Annotated in this window: 21 protein-coding genes; 12 read left to right on the forward strand and 9 right to left on the reverse strand. The window is 45.7% G+C overall.

Annotated elements, in window-relative coordinates; all coding sequences use genetic code 11:
• The first annotated feature begins 39 nt into the window (after positions 1-39).
• From uxaC to AAA946_RS22435, 4 genes are all read left to right on the forward strand, one after another.
• A complete protein-coding gene (gene uxaC, locus AAA946_RS22420) occupies positions 40-1,482 on the forward strand; it encodes a glucuronate isomerase (protein ID WP_338166960.1) in 1,443 nt (480 codons plus the stop codon).
• Entirely contained in the window at positions 1,479-3,518 is a 2,040-nt protein-coding gene (locus AAA946_RS22425) for a heparinase II/III domain-containing protein (protein WP_338166961.1), read from the forward strand. The genes uxaC and AAA946_RS22425 overlap by 4 nt, the downstream gene beginning before the upstream one ends.
• 160 nt (positions 3,519-3,678) lie before the next feature.
• Complete coding sequence (locus AAA946_RS22430) at positions 3,679-4,671, forward strand: S66 family peptidase (RefSeq protein WP_338167226.1); 993 nt, start codon at positions 3,679-3,681, stop codon at positions 4,669-4,671.
• Positions 4,672-4,952: 281 nt separating this feature from the next.
• The gene (locus tag AAA946_RS22435; protein WP_338166962.1) at positions 4,953-7,040 is read left to right on the forward strand and encodes an autotransporter-associated beta strand repeat-containing protein; all 2,088 of its coding nucleotides are present in this window, start codon (positions 4,953-4,955) and stop codon (positions 7,038-7,040) included.
• Between the two features lie 32 nt (positions 7,041-7,072).
• Here AAA946_RS22435 and AAA946_RS22440 read toward each other — a convergent pair whose 3' ends face one another.
• From AAA946_RS22440 to AAA946_RS22450, 3 genes are all read right to left on the reverse strand, one after another.
• The gene (locus AAA946_RS22440; RefSeq protein WP_338166963.1) at positions 7,073-8,170 is read right to left on the reverse strand and encodes an alkene reductase; all 1,098 of its coding nucleotides are present in this window, start codon (positions 8,168-8,170) and stop codon (positions 7,073-7,075) included.
• 138 nt (positions 8,171-8,308) lie between these two features.
• Positions 8,309-9,190 carry a LysR family transcriptional regulator gene (locus AAA946_RS22445; RefSeq protein ID WP_338166964.1) on the reverse strand — a complete coding sequence of 294 codons (882 nt, stop codon included), beginning with the start codon at positions 9,188-9,190 and terminating at the stop codon, positions 8,309-8,311.
• 40 nt (positions 9,191-9,230) lie between these two features.
• A complete protein-coding gene (locus tag AAA946_RS22450; protein WP_338166965.1) occupies positions 9,231-9,758 on the reverse strand; it encodes a DNA mismatch repair protein in 528 nt (175 codons plus the stop codon).
• Between the two features lie 106 nt (positions 9,759-9,864).
• Between AAA946_RS22450 and AAA946_RS22455 the strand changes: the two genes are divergently transcribed.
• Positions 9,865-10,512, forward strand: coding sequence for a hypothetical protein (locus tag AAA946_RS22455; protein WP_338166966.1), 648 nt, complete (start codon positions 9,865-9,867; stop codon positions 10,510-10,512).
• Here AAA946_RS22455 and AAA946_RS22460 read toward each other — a convergent pair.
• From AAA946_RS22460 to AAA946_RS22480, 5 genes are all read right to left on the reverse strand, one after another.
• Positions 10,509-11,333, reverse strand: coding sequence for an alpha/beta fold hydrolase (locus tag AAA946_RS22460; RefSeq protein ID WP_338166967.1), 825 nt, complete (start codon positions 11,331-11,333; stop codon positions 10,509-10,511). The genes AAA946_RS22455 and AAA946_RS22460 overlap by 4 nt on opposite strands.
• Positions 11,334-11,390: 57 nt before the next feature.
• Positions 11,391-11,951, reverse strand: a complete 561-nt coding sequence (locus AAA946_RS22465) for a chalcone isomerase family protein (protein WP_338166968.1) — start codon at positions 11,949-11,951, stop codon at positions 11,391-11,393.
• A gap of 59 nt (positions 11,952-12,010) precedes the next feature.
• On the reverse strand, positions 12,011-12,871 hold the full coding sequence (locus AAA946_RS22470; RefSeq protein ID WP_338166969.1) for a hypothetical protein: 861 nt from the start codon (positions 12,869-12,871) through the stop codon (positions 12,011-12,013).
• Between the two features lie 59 nt (positions 12,872-12,930).
• The gene (locus AAA946_RS22475) at positions 12,931-14,097 is read right to left on the reverse strand and encodes a DUF5692 family protein (protein ID WP_338166970.1); all 1,167 of its coding nucleotides are present in this window, start codon (positions 14,095-14,097) and stop codon (positions 12,931-12,933) included.
• Between the two features lie 123 nt (positions 14,098-14,220).
• Positions 14,221-15,123: a hypothetical protein gene (locus tag AAA946_RS22480; RefSeq protein ID WP_338166971.1), complete on the reverse strand. Its 903-nt coding sequence runs from the start codon at positions 15,121-15,123 to the stop codon at positions 14,221-14,223.
• A 531-nt stretch (positions 15,124-15,654) separates the two neighbouring features.
• Here AAA946_RS22480 and AAA946_RS22485 point away from each other — a divergent pair.
• From AAA946_RS22485 to AAA946_RS22515, 7 genes are all read left to right on the forward strand, one after another.
• On the forward strand, positions 15,655-16,209 hold the full coding sequence (locus tag AAA946_RS22485; RefSeq protein ID WP_338166972.1) for a hypothetical protein: 555 nt from the start codon (positions 15,655-15,657) through the stop codon (positions 16,207-16,209).
• A gap of 350 nt (positions 16,210-16,559) precedes the next feature.
• Positions 16,560-17,447 (forward strand): hypothetical protein, encoded by an 888-nt coding sequence (locus tag AAA946_RS22490; RefSeq protein ID WP_338166973.1) that lies wholly within the window; start codon positions 16,560-16,562, stop codon positions 17,445-17,447.
• Positions 17,448-17,583: 136 nt separating this feature from the next.
• Positions 17,584-18,006: a DUF4160 domain-containing protein gene (locus tag AAA946_RS22495; RefSeq protein ID WP_338166974.1), complete on the forward strand. Its 423-nt coding sequence runs from the start codon at positions 17,584-17,586 to the stop codon at positions 18,004-18,006.
• 153 nt (positions 18,007-18,159) lie between these two features.
• The gene (locus AAA946_RS22500; protein ID WP_338166975.1) at positions 18,160-19,065 is read left to right on the forward strand and encodes a GIY-YIG nuclease family protein; all 906 of its coding nucleotides are present in this window, start codon (positions 18,160-18,162) and stop codon (positions 19,063-19,065) included.
• A gap of 437 nt (positions 19,066-19,502) precedes the next feature.
• On the forward strand, positions 19,503-20,537 hold the full coding sequence (locus tag AAA946_RS22505) for an IS110 family transposase (RefSeq protein ID WP_338166976.1): 1,035 nt from the start codon (positions 19,503-19,505) through the stop codon (positions 20,535-20,537).
• 591 nt (positions 20,538-21,128) lie between these two features.
• Positions 21,129-21,386, forward strand: a complete 258-nt coding sequence (locus AAA946_RS22510) for a type II toxin-antitoxin system Phd/YefM family antitoxin (RefSeq protein ID WP_338166977.1) — start codon at positions 21,129-21,131, stop codon at positions 21,384-21,386.
• Entirely contained in the window at positions 21,374-21,676 is a 303-nt protein-coding gene (locus tag AAA946_RS22515) for a type II toxin-antitoxin system RelE/ParE family toxin (RefSeq protein ID WP_338166978.1), read from the forward strand. Before AAA946_RS22510 ends, AAA946_RS22515 begins: the two co-directional genes overlap by 13 nt.
• 227 nt (positions 21,677-21,903) lie before the next feature.
• Here the strand turns inward: AAA946_RS22515 and AAA946_RS22520 are convergent, their stop codons facing one another.
• Entirely contained in the window at positions 21,904-22,395 is a 492-nt protein-coding gene (locus AAA946_RS22520) for a VOC family protein (RefSeq protein WP_338166979.1), read from the reverse strand.
• Positions 22,396-22,754 lie beyond the last annotated feature (359 nt).

Consider the following 22,754-nt stretch of genomic DNA (forward strand, 5'->3'; position numbering starts at 1 on the left):
AACCCAATGTCACCGTTGAGTTTTCAAAAGTATTTCGAGATGAAACCCATGAACCAATACATCCATGACGATTTTCTTTTAACCTCGGATTTGGCTCGCCGCTTGTTCCATGACTATGCCAAAGCCATGCCGATCATTGACTATCACAATCACCTAGATGCAAAGCAGATTTGGGAAAACCATCGCGCGAGTAACATCGCCGAATGCTGGCTGCATAGTGATCATTATTTATGGCGTGCGATGCGCAGCAATGGCATAGAAGAGCACTACATCACTGGCGATGCATCCGATGAGGAAAAGTTCGAAAAGTGGTGTCAAACAGCGCCTTATCTACTCGGAAACCCTCTCTATCAGTGGTCTCACCTAGAGCTGAAGCGATTCTTCAACTGCTCACAGCTATTAAACCCAGACAATTGTGATGCTATCTGGTCACACTGTGAAACCGAGCTTGCTACATCAAGACTCTCGACCCAAAGTGTGTTGAAACAGTGTAAGGTCACGACACTTTGCACTACAGACTCACCGCTCTCCGATCTTCGCTATCACCAACTGATTGCCGAGTCCAACTTTGACGTCGAAGTGCTCCCTACATTCAGAGCTGACGATCTCTTTGCGTTTGGCTCGCCAACTGCTTTTCGGACTATGATAGATAAGCTGAGCACAATCACCGCTCTTCATATTGCATCCATCAATGACTTCCTCAACGCGATTTCAAAGCGAATCGAAGCATTCCATGAAGTCGGCTGCCGACTATCCGATCTTGGGCTCACGCAGGTCAATTTTGCTCCGTGCTCCCATAAAGTTGCTCAGCAACTGTTTGAGAAGCTGCTAACCGGACAAGCCCTTAAAGATATCGAAAGCACACAGCTTAGCTCTTATCTGTTCAACCAATTGGGTCAACACTATCACAACCGTGGTTGGGCAATGCAGCTTCATATTGGTGTGCTGGTGAATGTCAACGAACGCAGAAAACAGGAGCTTGGCGGTGGCACCGGATTTAGCGTGATGAATGATCGCCTTATTGTCGAAAATCTCACCCAGCTTCTCAGTCAATTAGATCTAACCAACCAACTGCCAAAGACGGTGCTGTACAGCATCAATCCGAACCACAATGCACTACTCAGTTGTATTGCCGGTGCTTTTCAAGACAGTGACTCCGCCGCTGGAAAAATCCAGTTTGGCGCAGCATGGTGGTTTAACGACCACAAAGAGGGCATGGAAGCGCAGCTCACCACGTTAAAGAACTTGGGCGCCCTGGGTCGATTCATTGGTATGTTGACCGACTCTCGCAACGTATTTTCCATGAGTCGCCACGAATATTTCCGCCGTGTACTGTGCAACCAACTCGCATTGTGGGTTGAAAATGGCGAACTTCCAAATAGCGATGCTCTGCTCAAAGAAACCATCGAAAACATCTGTTATTACAATGCAGAGCGCTACTTTAATTTTCCTCAATCCAAACTCACAAGGGATGCTCAATGATCCAGTTTAGCGAACAACAAATCCAATCCATCAAACAGCGCGCTTCTGAGCAAACCATCGCCCAACTTATTGAAGACAATCGTGTTGTGCTTAATAGCGACACCTTGGTTCCGCCCGATGGCCGTGCGACTTGGAACCTCTATTACTTCTGCCCTGAGCATGGCGTTCGCCTAACGTGGGATCGTGAAAAGCCCCTCTCGCACTGCTGCCCTGTTGACGGCAAAGAGTTCAATAGTGAACCTTATGACGGTGCTTGGTGGCGATGGCTAAATGGCCTCAATGCAAAAGCATGCTACGATCTTGGCTTGCTTTGGAGTCTGACCGGAGAGCAACGTTTCTTCGACAAGGTAAAAGATATCCTACTTCAATCCGCTAAATACTATCCGGATTACGAAGTTCATGGCGGTATCCCTTACAACGGCCCCGGCAAAGCCAACGCGCAAACTCTGTGCGAGGCAAACTGTCACCTAGATCTTGCTCGCGGTTATGACTTCATTCGTGAGCAACTGACAACTGACGAGCAGTCGTACATCGAACAGCGCCTACTTCGTGAAGGGGCTGAGTTTTTAATGGAGTACCGAACTAACCAACTCCACAACCATGAGATGAAAATCAACGCAACGATTGGTGTGATTGGGCTTATCTTGGAAGAGAGCCGCTACATCGATTTTGCTCTGAATACTGACTACGGGATCCACTATCAGCTAAACCACGGCTGTTCAGAAGAAGGAATGTGGTTTGAAGGCTCAATTCACTATCACTACTATGCCTTACAAGCACTGTTGAACTTTGAAAAGATCGCCTACTCGACGCCTCATTCAGTAAGCTCAAATCCTAACTTTCTGAAGATGCTCAAGTTCCCACTTAACTTGGTGCTTAATACGGGTGACTTCCCTCGTCTCAATGACTGTATCGCAGGCCAAGAGCGCATTACTCACTCACATCTGTTTGAGTTTGCCTACGCGCAGTACCCTTGTGATGAGTTTGCGAGTGTTCTAACCAGCATCTATCAAAACATCTCTCGGGATAATATCGATGCACTACTTTACGGCGTTGATGAACTTCCAAAGGCTGCGCCACTGCAATGTCAATCTATTCACACCGCTCAAGCGGGCGTGACGATTCACTACGACCAAAGCAATGATCATTCACTGCTTGTCAAACACAGCCCATATGGCGGTGAACACGATCACTACGATCGATTAGGCTTGATCATTGTTCGTAATGGCAAGGAGATCCTGCCCGATCTCGGCACCACCGGATATGGCGCAGAGCTGCACTACGGCTATTACAAGAATACCGCTACGCATAACACCCTCGTTGTGAATCAACAGAACCAGTCGCCAATCGACCCTACATTGCTTCACTTCTCTGAATCACCTATTTGCAAAGTCATTGATACGCTTGCCGATTGGAACCAACCACCAGCGGAAGTGGATAGCCACACCATCGAACAGTGGGATAGCAAGGCCTATCAGAACGTTATGTTCAGACGTATCTTGTTCTGTGTTGGCGAAGCGTATGTCGAAGCAAACCTGATTGCCAACCCACATCAGCAACAGTTGGATTTGACCTATCACATTCGCGGTGAGCATACCGACACGGATAACTTTGAGAACTGCTCTAACCTGTTGCCAGGCGCACTGAACCGGATGACAAATACACGTCAGTTAAGTTCGGTGTCAGCACACTCCCATTGCTACGCCATTGAAGGGCAAACGCCATTTAACCAGAGAATGGTGTTCAGTTCGCCGTGTGATGTCTTGATTGGTGAAGCGCCAGACAACCCTGCAACATCAAACCTTGCGTACACCTTGGTTCGCTCTAATGCGACCGCGCTAAATACCATGGTGCTTCACGACCTATCGGAAAACGCAGAGCTTCTAATTGAAGACGTCTCTTGGAGCGACGCTGAAATCACATTCAGTATCAATCAAGATGGCAACAAAACCACCATCACCTATAACTTGCATTCGCATTCTTTGCGAACGCGCAGTTGGCAGCTTGAAAGCGACAATTTAGCATTCAGCGAGTAATACTATAGCCGGCTCTCTATAGAGAGCTGGCTTAATTTCACTTCAAATCCGCTAACTAATTGTCACTCATACACAAAATCGCTACTCTGGTTTTAACACTTTTGAGCCGGAGCCATCCATAAAATACCCCAACCCTCTAACCAAAGGTAGCACTATAGGTATCACCGCATTCTCATCCGGTATTTCACCTAAACACAATGCTCGTTTTGAATGCGTCACCAACCACCTTAAATCGCTGGGCTATAACATAGTGGTTGGAGACTGCTTATACGACCAAGGAAAACATGTCAGTGGCTCGGCAAAGCAAAGAGCCGAAGAGCTGATGTCGATGCTACTTGATGACAGCATTGATGCAATCTACCCACCTTGGGGCGGAGAGGTTGCGATGGAACTACTGCCGCTGATCGACTTTGAAAAACTCAAACAGTCTCGTCCTAAATGGATTCTGGGATTTTCCGATGTCAGCACGATATCGGCCACCTTTGCGTGCAAACTTGGCTGGGCGACGGGGCACTGCTCTAATCTTATGGATCTATCACCGAGTTCAAACGATCCACTTACCTCCAACACTCTCAACTATTTCTCTACGCCGTCAGGAGAAAGTTTTACTCAGCATTCACTCAGTTACTACGCCAGTCAATGGCCAGATTTCGTGAACCATCCTGAATCCGGGTTAAACCTAGACACAGAGACTCAATGGCAATGGCTAAAAAAACCGCTGCACGGTGAAGTCATGGAAGGCAGACTCATCGGCGGATGCTGGGATACGCTCTCACACCTCTTTGGCACGGAGTACCTCGATCTCAAAGCGATGTCAGAACGCCATCCAGAGGGGCTTCTTCTCTACTTGGAGAATGCAGAAATGCCGCCAACGGAAGTGGCGCGAACCATTCTGAGTATGAAATATCTCGGAGTATTTGATTGCATTAGCGGCTTACTTATTGGCCGCAGTGCAGCACCGGATGTAACCGATCCTAATCGCCTCAGTTATTACGAGTGTCTAAAACAATACCTAATTGATATGCCCTTTCCCGTGATGATCGATCTTGATATTGGCCACAAGCCACCCAACCTATCTTTAGTAAATGGCGCCATAGCAAAAGTAGAACTCAATAACGAGGCAAGAGGCAGTATCACTCAAACATTTAGTTAGTAAACATTGAGACATGCGGAATAGCATTCGAAAAGGCATAAAAAATTTCATCTACCGTAAAGCTAGCCAAGGTGACATGTGACTTTCATTCAACTCTCCGCTCAAAAAACAAAAAACAAACTAAAACCAGAAAAATTTAAGCCATTGAATTTAAAGAAAAATTACCAAATAAGATATTACAGAAGTATCCGGCGTAACTATATGGCATACAACAATTTAATAAAACATTAACAATCCAAATCTAAAGTCCAATCCAAATTTTAACTCTGTGATTGGAAACTATGAAAATACACACCAACAAAAATCTTCTAGCGATTATTATCGGATCCGTCTTTACTGCAAGTTTGATGGGATGCAAAAGTTCTGAATCAAATACAGTCCTTAAACCAAATGCTCCTTCAGGTATTGGATATGAACTGCATGTTCCAGTTCCAGAAACTAACTACCCACTGCCTATGGTGAGCAATGGTCAAAATAATAGTGACAGTGCTGTTCAGTTCAATATCGATCATAACCCGCTAACCACGTTACTATCGGGCATGAACGATATATGGACTGCTGGGGTAGATGGTTGGCAAAACAATGCAAATGGTGATGGACCTGAGTCTTTTGCTCACCAAGAAATCTTAGATGCTGACGTTTGGCGTCACAATATTCAATATGTTGTGGATGTGACAAACAACAGAACACTCGAGCAAGCCATTGAAAGTTACTCAGATGATCGCCGAAGCAAAAATTACAGTGTTATTGACGCTTTCGGCCCTTTGACACAATCCTATCTTGATGGCTCTGAGGCCTATGTAGATATTGATGTACCTAAGGTCACGGATATCACCGAAAACTATCATTTCTTTGCGCATCACAATGATGGTGGAGACTATACTGGCAACGAAACCTCACCTCTCGGCGACGTGGTTCGATTAGTTAGGGATCTCCGTAACTCTTCTGCCTCAACAAACCCGTCAAAATACATCTACTCTACCCCTCGTCCTTGGCGAATGGACGATGATGGTGATGTCGTTTATCTCGGTTCCGGCAGCCATTCATGCGTACAACTAAATGGGGAGATTGAACAGAGAATTTACGACAACTACCAAAGTAGCGTCGATGTTCTACCTGGAGTGTTCTGCGCAGGCCGTCACCATGGCTCTGATCCATTAACTGACAAAGGTGAAAACCGTAGGAAAGATGGAGGCTATCCTAGCGGTCACACTAACGCAGGCTATCTCGCTGCGATGGGCTATGCCTATGCATTTCCTGAGCGATTCGCTGAATTCATTACGCGTGGTTCACAAATGGGTGAAAATAGAATACTGACTGGAATGCATTCTCCAGTTGATGTCATTGGCGCCCGCATTCACTTTCAGGCAGTTTCAGCGTATGCCCTCTCACAGCAGAATGTGTACAACAATGCTCAAAGAGCTTATGAAAACACCCACGAGTACTTTACAGATTTAGCACATGCTGATGGCTACTCATCTCTTTATGACTATGCTCATCGCAAAGTAGCACCTGAGAACGAGGTAGGTTACGTCGATGGCGAACACGCGATTGTTTATGTAGGTGACAACAATCGTTACTCCAACAACGATGAAAACAAAAAGTTGTATAGAGAACGAATGACATATGGATTTGAACAAGACCTCAGTAAAGCAGGTCAAAAGTCAATCGTTCCAAAAGGTGCTGAGAGACTGCTCGAAACGCGCTTGCCATACCTGTCCGATGCTCAGCGAAGAGCGGTTCTCTATACGACATCCATCGATTCTGGCTACCCTATTCTTGATCAGTCTAACGGTTGGGGAAGAATCGATCTTGTGACTGCGGCTGACGGTTACGGAGCATTTGAAGGTGATGTAAAAGTGTATATGGATGCCGAAAAAGGACGTTTCAATGCCAACGATAGTTGGAGAAATGACATTGCAGGAGAAGGTAAGCTGAGAAAGTCTGGTAGTGGCATACTAACGCTTACCGGTGAGAACACTTATGCAGGTGGTACTATTATCGAACAAGGGGTGTTAGCAGCCGGCTCACCGACCGCATTTGGAACTGGTGATGTCTATATAAATGGTGGCACATTGAAAGTCGACAGCGATATACAGTTGAATCTCGCCAACAATTTAACGATCAGTAGTGGCGATCTAGCGATAGAGGCTTCAAAAGACGCCTCTCTTGAAATCGCTAGTCTCGCTTACCTTGATAGCGCTTCGTTAACACTAACATTTGGTGAAAATGCTCCCCAGCCGGGAGAGCGCTTTACCATCCTCACCGCAAACAAAATCCATGGTGAATTTAACTCTATTGAGTCAGACAATAATGTCGAACTCTCTGTCGACTACGGTGCGAGCGCCATAACGGTAACAGTACTGTAAAATAGTAAAGGGGGCGTCTACTGCCCCCTTTCTCAAATCTGAGCGCTGTACTCTGGATAATCGATATACCCTTTCCCATCACCGCCATACAAGCTCAGCCTTGCATCGGCATCAAACTCAGCCAGTGGCCAGTTGTTTTTGAAACGCGCCACAAGATCTGGATTGGTCACATACGGAGTGCCAAATGCCACAAGGTCAGCGTAGTTGTTTTCAAGCAGAGCAGTAGCACTCTCTTTCGTCAACTTGCCTGCAATCATAATTGGGTTCGGGTAAATGTCGCGCACCTCTTTACGGAATGACTCTGGCGCTTCAACATAACGCGAGATGTTTTCAGAGAAATGCACATAAGCAAGATTCATTGGAGCCAGCGCAACAAGTGCCTTTTTCACCACTTCGACAATCTCTGGATCTTCTTCAGCAAAGCCTTCCATGACGTGTGGCGAAACACGAATCGCGACTTTGTCACCACCGATTTCATTCACCACCGCTTGCATCACTTCAACGAGTAAGCGGATACGGTTTTCTTGAGAACCACCATACTGGTCAGTACGCTGGTTGCTAGAAAGTCGCATGAACTGGTCAAGCAAGTAGCCGTGCGCGGCATGGATTTCAATACCATCAAAGCCCGCTTCAATCGCGTTTTTCGCGGCTTGCACATAATCGGCAATAGTTTGCTGAATATCTTGCTCAGTCATTGCGCGAGGTTCGCCGGTTTCAATCATACCGAAGCCACCTTCTGGTAGCGGACCGAATACTTGGTCAGCTTCTTTGATCGCCGACGCAGACAAAACCTGCTCACCCGTGATGGATTCATGGCTACGGCGACCCACGTGCCAAAGTTGAATGAAGACTTTGCTGCCTTGGTCATGAATCGCATTCGTGACTTTTTTCCAACCATCGATGTGCGCTTGGGTATAGATACCCGGGGTCATCGAGTAACCACGACCAATGGCCGAGATCGGCGCACCTTCTGTGATGATAAGACCTGCATTGGCGCGCTGTGCGTAGTAAGTCGCCATCATGTCATTCGGCACATCACCCGGTTGAGTGGTGCGAGAACGGGTCATCGGTGCCATCGCGATGCGATTGCTTAGCTCAAGTTGGCCGTAGTTGAAATTAGAAAAGATCATATCGTATGCCCTCAATATCGTAATGGGGACATTTTAGCGACGAGTAACCTCTAGATTTAGAGTAATAATCGCAAATGGCTTTTGTCAAAAATGCAAAAGCCGCCGGAAAAAAGAAGGAAACAAAGCAGGAAATAACGACTACAGCGATAGCCTAGGCTGGATAAACTCAATAAACGCCGTAATGCGGCGTGCGACCGACGATGAGCGGTAATAGACCGCATTAACTTGCTCGCGACCCGTCGTAGTGAGTTTTTCTGACTCAAGAAGTGGCACCAAGCGCCCTTCCTCAATATCTTGTTTGACCATAAAGCCCGACATACACGCAATTCCATTACCTGCTAAAGCAAGTTGGCGCACCGTCTCACCGTTACTCGACACCATGCTTGGCTGAATCGTTGGGTTGCCGGGTAGTGGCCATTGGTTAAGTACCTTCGCACCGACAAAGCCGATTAAACTATGCGTACTCAAATCAACGGCCGATTTGGGGTAACCACGCTGTGCAAGGTAATCGGGTGACGCAACGAGATACAACAGGCTCTTTCCTAGCGGTTTCGCATGCAACGTTGAGTCGGTTAACTTACCTATGCGAATCGCAACATCAGTGCGCTTCTCTAGTAAATCAACAAACCCTTCGTTGGAGGTCAGCTCAAGCTCTATATCTGGGTACTCTCTATTAAACTCAGCGATAAGCGGCACCAGTTGATGCAGTACAAATGGGCTAGCGGCATCGACTCTCAATCGCCCTTTTGGCAGCTCACCTCTAGCCACAATCTCTTCTTCGGTCTGCTGTAGAATACGTAACCCTTCACGAACTCCCTCCACAAACTGACGACCTTCGTCGGTGAGCTCTATGCGTCGAGTGGTACGGTTTAAAAGCGTCACCCCAAGTTGGGTCTCAAGCTTACTCACACTGCGAGACACTTTGGCCACTTGAATGTCGAGCGCCTCTGCCGCAGCGGAAAAACCGCCACTATCGACAACAGAGAGTAATATTTCCAGATCATCAGAACGAGTGAGCATGTTTATTTCATAAATTGCAAAAGTGATGCCTTAGAGTATATCAATTTGGCAACGAACGGCGAGAAAGATCACGGGCTAAAATCAACGCTAGTCCGAGAATTTGCAGAAACACTGCGATGTTCTTGTAATACGCCATGTCTTCTTCGACGCTTGCTAACGTTTCTGAGAGCTCCAAATTGTCGAGATAGAGCCCATCAATCAAATCACGCTGCGTATCTTGCGCGCTATTGATCATAGCCATCAATTCAGGGAGGTGTTTTTGATGAATCGGAGGAACTTGAGCGGTGACCCATTGAGATAGCTGCCCTCTCAACATATCCGCAATATCAGTATCAATTTCATCACCATCCAGGTGCAGCAGTAATGCTTCGCGTTTTCGTTCTAGCGTTTCTACTTGGTTCCACGCAAGCTGCATCGAATACAGATTTGCCTCTTTACGTTCCTGTATTAAAGCAATATCGCTCGACATTTTATCGAGCACTTGGCTTGAAAGCACAATCGCCATCACATTAAGGATAAGGCCAATGGAGACCATCACCCACGCTGGCGGCAGTAATGCTCGTGTCATCCTTATCTCCCGCTGTTTTTATTCAGTGTAGGCAACAATCGTGATTCGTCACACAACTGGCATAAAATCAATCAGGTACCTAACCTTATAACAGCGACAGTTTAGAATGTTATCCGGTGCCGAGACCAAGCAAGTGAATATTTACCAGCTACTGTACATCGCTATTGTTGCTTCACCTCTCGCCGCAAACGCGAGCTGGTTTAACGAACACAATATCGACAAGTTTGACCGCATAGAGACCCACAGAGTATGGGGCTTTGGTGATCTCGTAGAGAATAAATTCACCACCTATGGTATTCGCTGTGATGACCGCTCCAAACTCTTGGTCACCTTTGGGCTTGCTCAAGAGTTAGATGAAGAGAACGCAAAAATTGACTTGGCGTTTAAAGTGGATAACAACAAACCGCTGTTTTTTGAAGGACAGCTGTTCTCAAACAGCAAAGAGTCTGGATTTGTGAGAGCTGATAAGCAAAACTTGGCACTGATTAATCGACTGATATTACAAAGTAAACAAGGAAAAACGATAGATATCCGAGCATCCAACAAAGACCAAAGTCAGTTCATTGAATACTCGGTGTCACTCTCTGGATTTACCAAGTTTAGTCATGCCACCAGAGATGCTTGCGGTGTCGGGACAATGAAGCTTGCAATCACCCCCAAAGACAAAGCGGCTCTTATCCGGCTAAAGCAGCAGCTCAAAGACATTGAGAAGCAAATTGCCGAAATAGAGGCGAAATACTCCGCCGGGTTTTAACTGGCTAGAGACAATGGGGCAAGCGCGGTGTCTGATTCCATCAGCCAATGTTCGACGATGCGGTTGAATTCCTCCGGTTGCTCTGCCATGACCCAGTGATGTGTGGACAATCCCACCACTTTATTACCCTCAATATCGGCCATTTTTCTCTGCCAAGTTCTCGAATGAAACATGCCGACTTTGTCCTTACCGTAGATAAACAAGAAAGGCACCTGAATATCAAGCGGCTTCGTTCCCAGTTCGCGCTTCATGAACACACTACTCCAGCGCCAATGATAGGGATAATTCATGCCAGAATGGATGCGAGAGGTATCGCCCGGCGCGCCGAAAATTGTCGCCATTTTTCGCGTCATCCAGTCACCGAGCTTTCCTCCTAGGTTCCACGCCAGCATCAACCAGAGTTGATAACCGAGCAATATCGCTTTGGCTTTGGCCGAAAGCTCTAAGTCCTTCGAGCTCGCGTCACCAATATCGACACCCACAATACGATTCACCTTGTCAGGATGGCGCATCGCATATTGGTAACCAAACACGCAGCCCCAATCATGAAGCAGCAAAGTCACTGGTTTACCCTCTGAAATGGACTCTATGATGGTATCGAACAGCGTCAGCATCGAGTTTAAGTCATGATACTGACGTGGCTGCCCAAGCTCATAACCCGGCAGCGAGAACCTGACGCAGCGATAGCGTGATTTGAGCTGCGCCACTTGGCTATCCCACAAGCGATACGTGTCTGGCCAGCCATGAATCATCACTATGGTGTGCTCGCCTTCCCCTTCGATATGAACATCAATGTCTTCAATAACCTGTCTTTGTTCCATTGTTACCTCCTACCTAGCGTTAGGGTCAGTTATTGATTGCACTAAAAGTGTGGCGACTTAGTGAGACAGCATGGCTTTCTTCAAAGACTTATCCGTCGGTTTATCACCGAGCCAAACCGCGAGTAGTGCTTGGCGAAACGCATCATCTTCGACCAATACGCGCAGCTCACCGTTTTTATAGCTGTATATGCCTTGGCCGGGTACGCTCATCAAGGTGAACTGATCACCCTCTGTCACTTCATCGGCAAAGGTCAGCTCGACAAACTTGGCAATGCTGGCGTCAATTGGCGCGGTGTTGCCACCGGTCGCGTTATCAAAGCCTTCATTGAGTGCATCGGCCAGCTTTTCTTTGGTGATCATGCTCGAAGTGATATTAAGGCGAATCGCAGACGCCTGCTCACCAGTGATCAGCGGCTTGGCCTCGGTCGCCGGCAAAGAGGTAAATAGTGACCCGACATACAGGTCCATAAAAAACTTACTTCGGACACCGGCACCATTTAGTTTGAGCTCTTGCTGCTGAGTCGTCAGCGTATCGGGCACTTCGATACCACTGATAACTTTTGCTTGAGCCGAAACAGATACGGAGGCGAGTAACGTGATTAATAGCGGTAATTTCATGATTTCTCCTTATGGCCCCTAAAATCAGGGGCCATGTATTGTCAGTGAGCGTTCAAACGTTAGAAGGCGTAGTTGTATTCAAGCCATACTTTGTCCGGAGCATCACTGTCAGAGAAGTTATGGTAGTTAAGACGTAGGTTTTGGCGGTTGGTGATCTGGTAACCGAGTGTCAATTCGATTTGCTGAGGGCTCAGCTCTAACCCGCCCTCAGAAACCGGTTTATCCCAGCTCTTACCGCCAAATTCATCGGTGTAAGTCCAAGCACCCAACACCCACCAAGAGTCATTGAACTTGTAACGGCCATAGACCTTAACCGAATAGATCGTCGACGCCCAATCAATACCGCTACTGCTAAGATTGTTGGCGGCGGCCATGGCTGGATCATAGCTTGCGAGCTTACTGGTGTTATCCTCCATAATGACACCACCTGCCATCAATACAGGCCAGATAAACGCATTGTCACCAATCGGTAGCGTCGCGACTGCACCCGCTTGAACTACCGCTGTTTGACCATAGAAAGGATGATCTTTGACCACCGCATCCACCATATGTCCAAGGCCGTTGGTGGTATTCACCGAGCCATAACGGAAACGGTAGTTGCGGTTGGTAGTCTTATCGTTCATTTGAGGCACGACCATCCCACCAATGGCTTTAGTGCCTGAGAATTTTGGATCGCCGCCCTTTTCATCAAACACATCGTTGAACTCTAGGATGAAACCGGATTTACGGTCAGAGTCGGGCTCCGACAACATGTACATCGCTTTTAGGTTCATCCCTTCGTTACCATAGCCTACGCCTAATGCGGTATACGCTTCGGTTGGGCTCGACATGTCAATTTGTTGCTCAGCTTCCTCGTTAGCAAGGACAGCACCAGAACAAACAAGGGCGATTGAGGTCATTGGAATTAGGTAAGATTTCATAATTTGGCTCCACTACAATAATGAGTCATATAACTGTTTTTATTACAAATTTATTAGTATTAAGAGAGAACTGACGCCATGCGCTGTTCGCGCGTTTTTCTAAAGAACAACCAGGCATAGATGCCGTTTGCCACAAAGCTCGCCAATCCCGCTAATAACATGAGCTCATCGTTGCGCGGCAGCACCACCACGTTGCTTTCGTACATAAATGGACAACTGAAGTAATACATAAAGGAACCCGCCAGCGTGAAGGCGCGCGCCTGCAGCCACGTACCCTTCTTGATAAACAGTGATGGCAAGGTCGCCGCCACCAGAACCATGGCTTGCGCTGTAGCACTGCCAGGGAAGTTGAGGTAAACAAACACGATGTTCCAGATGTCGTAAGCAATGATCCAGAACGTGGTCATGGCAGGCCACACCATGTCTTTTTGTTTTGATTTGTCAGCGTGGATCTGTGCCCAACCCGCCAAAGTGATGATGGAGAGTAAACCACCAGTCGCATTCAGAATGTTGGCCATGTTGCCCATGGTGAAGTCTTGCAGCACCGCTTCTGAGATGTTCAGCGCCAAAAACGCAGCGGCGCCAAAACGTGCCCACTTTTTATCGCCAATAGGGGTAAATCGGATAAGGGTAAACAGCGCGGCAGCACCGACTACCGAGTAAAGCTTGACCCACTTAAACCAGTAGGTAACGCCGTAGCTACTGAACAGTGGAATAAGTGCAATCGGCAGTACGAACCAAAGTAGGTAGTTGGCCCATTTCACATGACGGCAAAGCTCATTGAGTGCAATCAAGCCGACCAATACAAACAGCACATGCAGATAAGCACGGGTTTGATACAGTTTATGGAAGTTGCAGTGACTGCCATCCTTGGTAAAGCGCATCTGATCGCGATCGGTATACGCGAAAGTTGCGTTATCAAAGTCAGTGATCTCATCGCCAGCATTGCTGCGGATCACGACTTGACCCTCTTCAATGTGCCAATTTTGAACTTCGGTCTTGTTAAAACCACCAGACTGTCTAAGCACTTTGACTTTGCCGTCCGCCAAAAACTCTAGGCGATAAAACAGACTGCCCTCGCCTGGGTCGCCGTCAAACGTACCTTGCCAAGTTTCGCCAATAAGTTGTTGTTCGTTATAGCCTTGATCGGCGGCTGCAAGCGGAGACATAAACGCCGCGCACAGTGTTACCAACAACGCCAAAATCTGTGTTGTTAATCTTTTCATACCATCACCTGTGTCAGGTTTTGAAGTGGTGGCCTAATGACGTCGTCATCAACTAGGCCACCGGGGGAGAGCCGTTAAGCTATTTACCTATAAGCTATGTGCCTCTAAGCAATCTGCTCTTAACTATTTAGCTAGCGCCACTTTGTCGGGAGCTTCGTCATACTCATTGACGCAGTCCGTTTTCAGTGGAGGCTGGTTGTCGCCATACGGTGGCTCCTTCTGCTCGCGCTGCTTTTTGAAGTACCAGATGACAAATGGAATGTGCATCGCAAGGTTGATAGCGCCCCACCAATAGAGCACGCTCTCGTTACGCCATGCGCTGGAGTCCATGACCGGGGTAAACACATCGTGTATAGCACGCACGAAGATGTGGAACGCTAGCGTGTAAACACGTGCAATGATGTAGAGCTCTGGACGTTTTTTGATGACCGGATAAAGCTCGGCAGCAATCAAAATACAGAATGAACTTGCGAAGAAGCCGGTGTTTTCGCCAAACACAAACGCCAGGTTCCACGTGGTGTATAGGAAGTTCCAAGCCGCAGTGGAATAGAACAGCAAGTCATTCGGCTTGTCTTTAGAGATAAGCCAGTACTGACGCACACCGTTCTTGTAGCGCGGGAAAGGAATGGTGATACATAAGATCACGCCACAAATGAAGTTGAAGTAGTTGCCCGTGACCAGATCTTTCAGTGTCGCTTCGGCAATGTTGAGAAATAACACGCCGTACAGCACTTTCAATACCCAGTCGCCACGGAAGAAACGCAATATCGCGTTCGGGTTTTCTCGGTAGTACCAAGCTAGTCGAGCAAGACCGACCACCAAAGCTGTCGGAATCAGTACGCTGACGGTTTTCGCCCAGCGGAACCAACCATCCAACTGATCAGCCCACAACGGCGCGGTAAATAAAGTTGCGATCCAAATAAAGGCCGTCAACCGGGGAGTCCGGCGCATGCCCTCGATGAGTAGTAACAAAAACACTATGTAAGAAGACATAGATACCACGTATTGCCAGGTTGGTATGTCCATAATACCTCCACGTTAAATTATTGGTTTTAATCAAAATTCAGTTAATACACACACTCTGTTCTTTTTATTTTTCAAAATCTTATAATAGAGCAATTACTCTATGTTTGAGTAATTACTCTAATTTTATTTTACTCAACGTGTTGGGATCCTTTTCACGTTTTCAAAAGTGAAAGATAAGATTGGTGGCGATTTTTTAAACTAATCACACATTTTTGGTATGGCTTTTGGAATCTTATGAGAGCGATCACAGAATGTGCGAGGTGGGTGTTTTTTGAGCGTAAAGAAGGCGACATAAAGTCACCGAAGGGGGGGTTATGCAGATAGGGGAGCTACTGGCATCATCAAACACGGTTTTGCCCCATTCCTTGCCAGAGAAGCTCTACCTCACAAATCACAGTGAGCTGTTTTGACCTACTTTTTCTTATCTGTGTAATTTCTAGTAAGTCCGGTCTTACCTGCATTGCAATAAGGGGGAATTAAGCTCACTTTAGTATTAATATAACCTCATATTTATTTATCCTAGGTGGAGCAATGGACAGCTGTGACATTAACTTTTTGGGAGAGCAATACGGTAAAAATCTGTCGATCACTCGTACGGAGAGTGACCGGGGAGCAGTGCTAGTTGCAGCGTCAATGTTAGAAGAGGTCTTAAAAGACCTTATTGTTTCTTGTTTGAGAGAACCATCAGGTAAACAAGACCCTCTATTTGCAGATGGCCTTGCTCCTCTGGGGACATTTTCATCCAGAATTGAGATGACATATCGCCTAAGGCTTATCAATCAACAGGATAAAGAGCTATTAAACCTTTTCAAGAAGCTCAGGAATGATTTTGCACATAAAATTGAAGCAAACACTCTCAGTGACTCTAAGTTCAGAGGTCGGGTAGACGGTATAATGCAGAAGCATCAAGCACTGAAAGATCCTACTGAAGCGATAGCAAAGATGAGATTGCAACAGTCAGACGCAAATGGGTCTGAATCTCATCAAGAGGATGGAACACACATACGCGAGACGTTCGATATGTTTTTTGCGTTAACTATTGCAATGCTACAGACCCGCTCGCGCATAAATTCCCGAAATCAGTAAAGCTCTAGCCCTGCGGTGCCAGTAGGTTGTTGGCCGTTGCCAACACAACTAACGACAGCTGATTCAGTCACTAACTCTTTGTGCACTGAGCTAGCGTATCTAGCTTGTTTCTGCCAAAAAAATTCTCAGAGCCAGTGAGGGGGCGACTTAGCCTGTACATAAATAGACCAAGGCAGGCTAATCCGTATTCTGGTCTGAAATACGCAGTTTTTCTGTAATTGTCCCCAGTTCTATATGATGATTCACAAAACAGGTTGATATCGGTTGAGTTTCATAAAAAGTGGCAGCAACATAGACGGAAAATTCCGTCTATAAAGCGAAAGCGTCAAGTGACCTTAGAGATTTGAAACATGAGTGAAGTACCTGAATTATTAAAAGCATTAGCCAGTCTTTTGTGGCCAATTTTTGCGTTTGTGGCTTTATTCTTGTTTAGAAGTCAGTTAGCAGAAGCTATCGGTAGATTTAAAAAAGGTAAGTTGCTTGGCCAAGAATTAGAGCTAAACGATTCCCTGGTAAATCTACAGCGCTCAGCATCGCAGTTGTCCGAAGAAGTTTCTGCAATCCCACCAAGTGAAGTGGAAAGTTCAGACAGTAATGAGCTAAAAGATGACGAATCGAGTGTAAAAGCCATTATTCACGAGGCCGCAAGGTCGCCTAAAGCAGCTCTAATATTACTCGCTTCTGAGATCGAAAAAGAGGCGAAACAAACACTCGCTAGCATTGGTAAGCTAAAAGGTCGAAAAAGTGTAAGTCTGAGGCAAGCGATAGATGAATTAGATAGCCATTATGGTTTGCCGAAACATATATCTGGTAGTCTGCGGCTATTTTGGGAAACGAGAAATAAAATAATTCATGTTCGAGAAACTGACGAACGTAACATTTTAAGTGCAATAGACTCTGGTGTTAGCATTCTAAAATCACTCCAAGCACTCCCAAGGGAGACAAATTGGGTGCACCATACAGGAGTGCCAATTTATTCCGATCCTGACTGCACAGTTCTAATTAAGAACGGAAAAGGTGTGATTTTGAAAAGTGCCTCTTCTAGTGGCGCAAAAATATTCTACCGAATTTTTCCAACGAATCGGACACATTTCGAAAAGGGAAGAAAAGTTGCTTGGGAGTGGAATCATGATAATACATGGTCTGATGCGTGGTATAGAGACCCAGAGTCAAATGAGATTAAGCTTGCGTGGAATAGCTCAATGGAGTTTGTTGGCCAGCATTTAGATGAGGTTTAGCACTTAACTGCAGCGGACTAATTTACGCTGCGCTTCATTTTCCCGCTGAGTTGGACGTTATGTACCAGTGCTTGCCGCACCATCTGAAGCAGATTATGTTGCGAAAAGTTAGTATTTTCTGGATTAAGGAGTAACTGTGGGCTTTCCTAAAGATATCGCGCGTGAGCGAGGGCGCTTCCATAAAGTTGATCCTAGCGAACTTTTAGACATGGATGAATATGCTGAGTGGCTTAGTGCCCTCTTATATGGCCAATGTTACGTTGAAGAATTTGATGGTGAACTTTGTATCATCGAGATTAAGCACTTAGTGAGTAATCAAGGTGGTGTAAAGATTGAAATCTTTTCAGACGAACACCCGCCACCACATTTTCATGTTAAGTCTGGTGATATTGATGCTAGTTTTTCTATTGAAGATTGTTCAGTGGTGGATGGTACGGTCAGAAATAAAGAGTTGAAAGCTATTAAGTTTTGGCACAACTCACTAAAGCAGAAACTCATCGAGGTGTGGAATGAGACGCGTCCATCTGATTGTACTGTAGGCTTGTATCAAGGCACATAACAAACGACTCAGAGTGATTCGGCACGTGTGGCGTTTCTACTATGCGTCGGTTTTAGTGATTAAGGTAGTATGCGACAGTATCGGTATTACGTACCGTAGACGGAAAAATTCCGTCTATAAAGCGTTAAATGCTTCAATAAATATGAGAGTAAAATGAATATTGGTAGAACAATCAGAATCTACTTGGACGACGGTTCAATTTCTGGCATCAGGCATGCAGAAATTGTTAATTGGACAGGACAAGCAATATCAGCACCTAGAACTCAGGTAAAGTCATTGTCTGACTGGGAAGAGTCGAAAAAACCGGGTGTATACTTTCTTTTTGGTGTGGATGAAACTTCCGGGAACTCTGCAGTTTATATTGGGGAAGCAGAGAATGTTCTAGACCGTTTACAAAGTCATATTGCTAACAAAGACTTTTGGAACGAAGTGGTTTTCTTCACAAGTAAAGATGAAAATCTTACTAAATCCCATGTCAAATACCTTGAGTCTAGGTTAGTACAATTTGCTAAATCGGCTGAAAGATACGTTGTTCTAAATGGTAATGAACCTCAACAGCCTGTATTGCCTAGAGGTGATCGTGATGCAATGGAAGAGTTTCTATCCAATATCAGGGTACTCTTAGGTGTCATTGGTCATAAAGCTCTAGAGTCATTAGCTCAACACGAGATACCTAAACCGATTGATCACCAAGTACATGAAGAAAGTACTCCTGTCTCAAACAACAGCAATTTTAGCTTGAAAGTTAAAGGAATATCAGCAAACGCGGTGTTAACTGATGAGGGTATCGTGGTGTTATCCGGTTCAATGGTAGCTGATAAAATTAGAGACAGTCTTTCGACAGGCTATCAAAAACTTCGTGCAGAATTAATTGATTCAGGTGCAGTGGTAAAAGGTGGTGACGGTGTTCTTCGATTTACTAGAGACCGGCTGTTCACCAGTCCATCACAGGCTGCTGCAATAATAGCGGGCTATGCGATCAATGGGCGTCATCATTGGCAGACCGAGAGTGGTAAAACACTCAAAGCAGTTGAAGAGTCTGAGGCTACCAGCACTTAACAATCTGTTTAAGAGGGATTCGCAACGCGTGGCACTCTTACTATGCGTTGGTTTTAGTGCTTAAGGCTGTTTGCAACGGCTTCGGTATTGCGTTGCTCACCCCTTAACAGGGCGTTACTTTTCCATATGTGGACTAATCCGTTATATTCTGATTTAGTAATATGACTGACTCGGTTTTGTCCAGAGACGTGCTAAAGGTGCATGTAACGCAGAACTGCCCCATTCGGTGCTTCAAGCCATACCAAAAATCACCGTCATCCCCTTGAAAAAGGGGATCTCATTTAGCGCGTTGAAAAGTTGAATTACGTGACTTAATCGAATATTTTCAGTTGCCTACACGTGGTGGGAGATCCTCACTTTCGTGATGTATGGACTCCCTCCCTCAAGAGGGAACTAAAATTACTGGTGACGAAACCATAATCTTTAGGAGTCCATACATGAACAAGTCTACGACCATTGCTATTGATTTAGCAAAAAGCTCATTCCAAGTTTGTAAGCTGGTTGGCAATCATGTCGCTACAGAGAGACCATTCAGCAAAGCCAAGCTAAAATCTTGGTTACTCAAACAACCGCCTTGCACCGTCGTAATGGAGTCCTGTGCCACCTCTCACTTCTGGGGGCGTTTATGCCAATCCGTAGGGCATAACGTTATCTTGATCGCACCAAAGAATGTATCCCCATTCCGCACGAATCAAAAAACAGACAAGAATGATGCAATGGCCATTGCTGTCGCAGCTAAACAGCCTAATGTCCACTTTATTGCGGTCAAATCTGTCAGGGCGCAGTCACTTCAATCCATCGACAAGATGAGACAGCACTTGGTCGATACAATCACTGCTACAAGCAACATGATTAGAGCACTTATTGCCGAGTTTGGGGTTGATATTCCACGCGGAACGTCCGCTTTTGGAAAGCAAGTTCCTTTCGTCTTAGAAGATGCAGAAAATGGCCTGCCAGATATTGTCAGAGAGCAAATATCGACGATGTACTGGCTTTATCAAGACCTAATTGAAAAGAAAGAAAAAATCACAAAACAACTCAATAACGAGATACAGCAACAACCTGAATGTCGCGCCTTAACTGCTATTGAGGGAGTGGGCAATGTCAACGCGCTGGCTTTATATCTCGCCATCGGTGAAAACGGCGGTAACTTTAAAAACGGCCGTGAAGCTTCTGCGTGCATCGGCCTAACGCCCAAACAATACAGCACTGGCGGCAAGACTGTACTTTTAGGTATCGGCAAAAAATTCGCCTGTAAACGAATACGAGCCAACTTGATTCAAGGTGCTCTCGCTTTTGTTCGGGCTGTCGACCGAAGGGAGCCTAAGACAACAAAAGAGGCTTGGGTCAAAGGCCTGATAGAAAGAGCTGGGCTGCGAAGAGCGGCTGTTGCTCTCGCCAACAAAACAGTAAGAACGGCATGGTCAATGCTCAATCACCACCAACCATACCGATTACCAGAGACAGTTTAAGAACCATATTTAGGTTACAACCAAGAGTAAGACAAAAACAGGTAAGACCGACCCTAACGAGCCAGATCATCCTCATGGTACCAGGTACCTTTTTCGCGAAGTGGCATTGGGGTGCGAAAACATCAAGGGGCAGAGTTCGCTACTCAATAAGAGCCCGAATATGCGCATGCTTCCTACTTATTTTTGTCCTCTAGTTGCAATCTAACGGGAGTCCATATATGAGGATGACGGCTACGTGGGGCATGTTAAAAACGAGCGGACGTAGACTATTTTTGTCCAGAACCTTCATGACGGGCACTTCTGCTCAGAAATACCCCAAACCTTCTCAGAACCTGCGAACGGAAACCTAGCCAGTAAACCAATAGACCCAGTCAATCTAATCACTATTTTGAACTCTCATACGGAAACTTTCCCGAAACTCGCCTCCATAGCTATATGGCGACTCACATAATAGGTTGATATAAATGGCAGCAACATAGACGGAATGCAAAATTGGAAAAAGCCCGTCTATAAAGCGCTAACCGTCATGGAGATTGATATACTCAAAGTGATAGAATAGTATCACTTTAGTATTCATTTGGAGCAGCTCTCATGAAAGTAGAACTAGTTACATCACTTAAACGTCAGGCAACTAAGATCCTCGCCGACCTCCGCGACACTAAAGAGCCTGTGTTAATAACCGAGCATGGCAAGCCATCCGCGTATCTCGTTGATGTTGATGATTACGAATTTATGCAAAATCGTTTGGCTATTCTTGAAGGTATAGCACGAGGCGAACGCGCATTAGCTGACGGCAAAGCTGTAAGTCATGATGAAGCCAAGGACAAAATGTCTAAATGGCTAAAATAATCTGGACTGAGCCAGCGTTATCTGACCTTAAAGATATCGCTGAATACATCGCAATTGAAAACACTGTTGCGGCAAAGCAGTTGGTCCAAATGATCTTCTCCAACGTCGAGCGCTTACAAACTTTCCCGGAGTCTGGTCGTATTCCTCCCGAGCTAAAACACCTGCGTTATCGTGAAGTTGTCGTTAATCCCTGTCGTGTTTTCTATAAGCAAGACGGTGACAAAGTTTTTATTCTGTTTGTCATGCGTGCTGAGAGAGATTTACGCAAGTTCCTGCTGAGTAAGCAATAACCATTGGGAATGAGTGACTAACAAACGGCTATGGCACTAGTCGCCTTACTCGAAGAAATCCGTACATATCTAAATCAGAAGATTTACTGACACGGAAATGTCCAGAACAATGCAGACTGGAGATGTAACACTAATTTCCCTCAAAGTCTTTTAGGCCGCAGAACCAAAATGCCCACAAGATCTGGCATCTTATGGGCATTAAAATTTTCACTTATCAGATAAGAGCATTACTCGTAATCAGAAGCGTAAGTGTCTTCGTAAGAGTGAGAGTAGAACTCAAATAGGTTACCAAACGGGTCTTCTAGGTAAACCATTTGTGCTTGCTTAGAATCATCTTCTGGGTGGTAACGGTGAATATCCATGCGTACTTTACCGCCGAACTCTTCTACACGTGTGATTGCTGATTCAAACTGCTCTTTTGGAAGCTGTAGACAGAAGTGGAAGATACCTAGGCGAGAAAAATCAACATTATGACGCTCTTCGCGGTCAACCATTTCGAACAACTCTACGCCGATACCGTCAGTTGTCACCAGGTGAGCAATGTTGAAACCTTTGAAGCCTTCACCAAATACGGCAATACACATACGACCGATTGCAGATTCGCGCTCTTCGATCACTTTAGTGTTGTTCATTACAACGCGAAGACCTAGCGCTTTAGTGTAGAACTCTACCGCTTTGTCCATATCGCCAACCATGATACCAACGTGATTCATTTTCATAACTTTCTCCAAAAACTGATTTGATTATTTCGTGTTTCGTTTCGATGTGGAGAAGTATAGGGATGATAAGGTTTAATGAAAAATTATCAATAATTATAAAAATGATAACATAAATTTATAATCTACTTTAAGGGCTATTTTTACCAATCAGGATAAGGTGACTTCTTTTTACCCCATTTCGTGCTTCAAGCCTTCGTCAAAATTACCGTCATTCCCTTGAAAAAGGGAATCTCATTCAGCGCGTCTCAAAGCTGATTTACGTGACTTAGTCGAATATTTTCAGTTAGCTACGCGCGGTAGGAGATCCTCACTTTTGTGAGGATGACGAATATATTCGTGAGCGAAGGGGTTGGAATAAC

The organism is Vibrio sp. 10N, assembly GCF_036245475.1.
Lineage (GTDB): Bacteria > Pseudomonadota > Gammaproteobacteria > Enterobacterales > Vibrionaceae > Vibrio.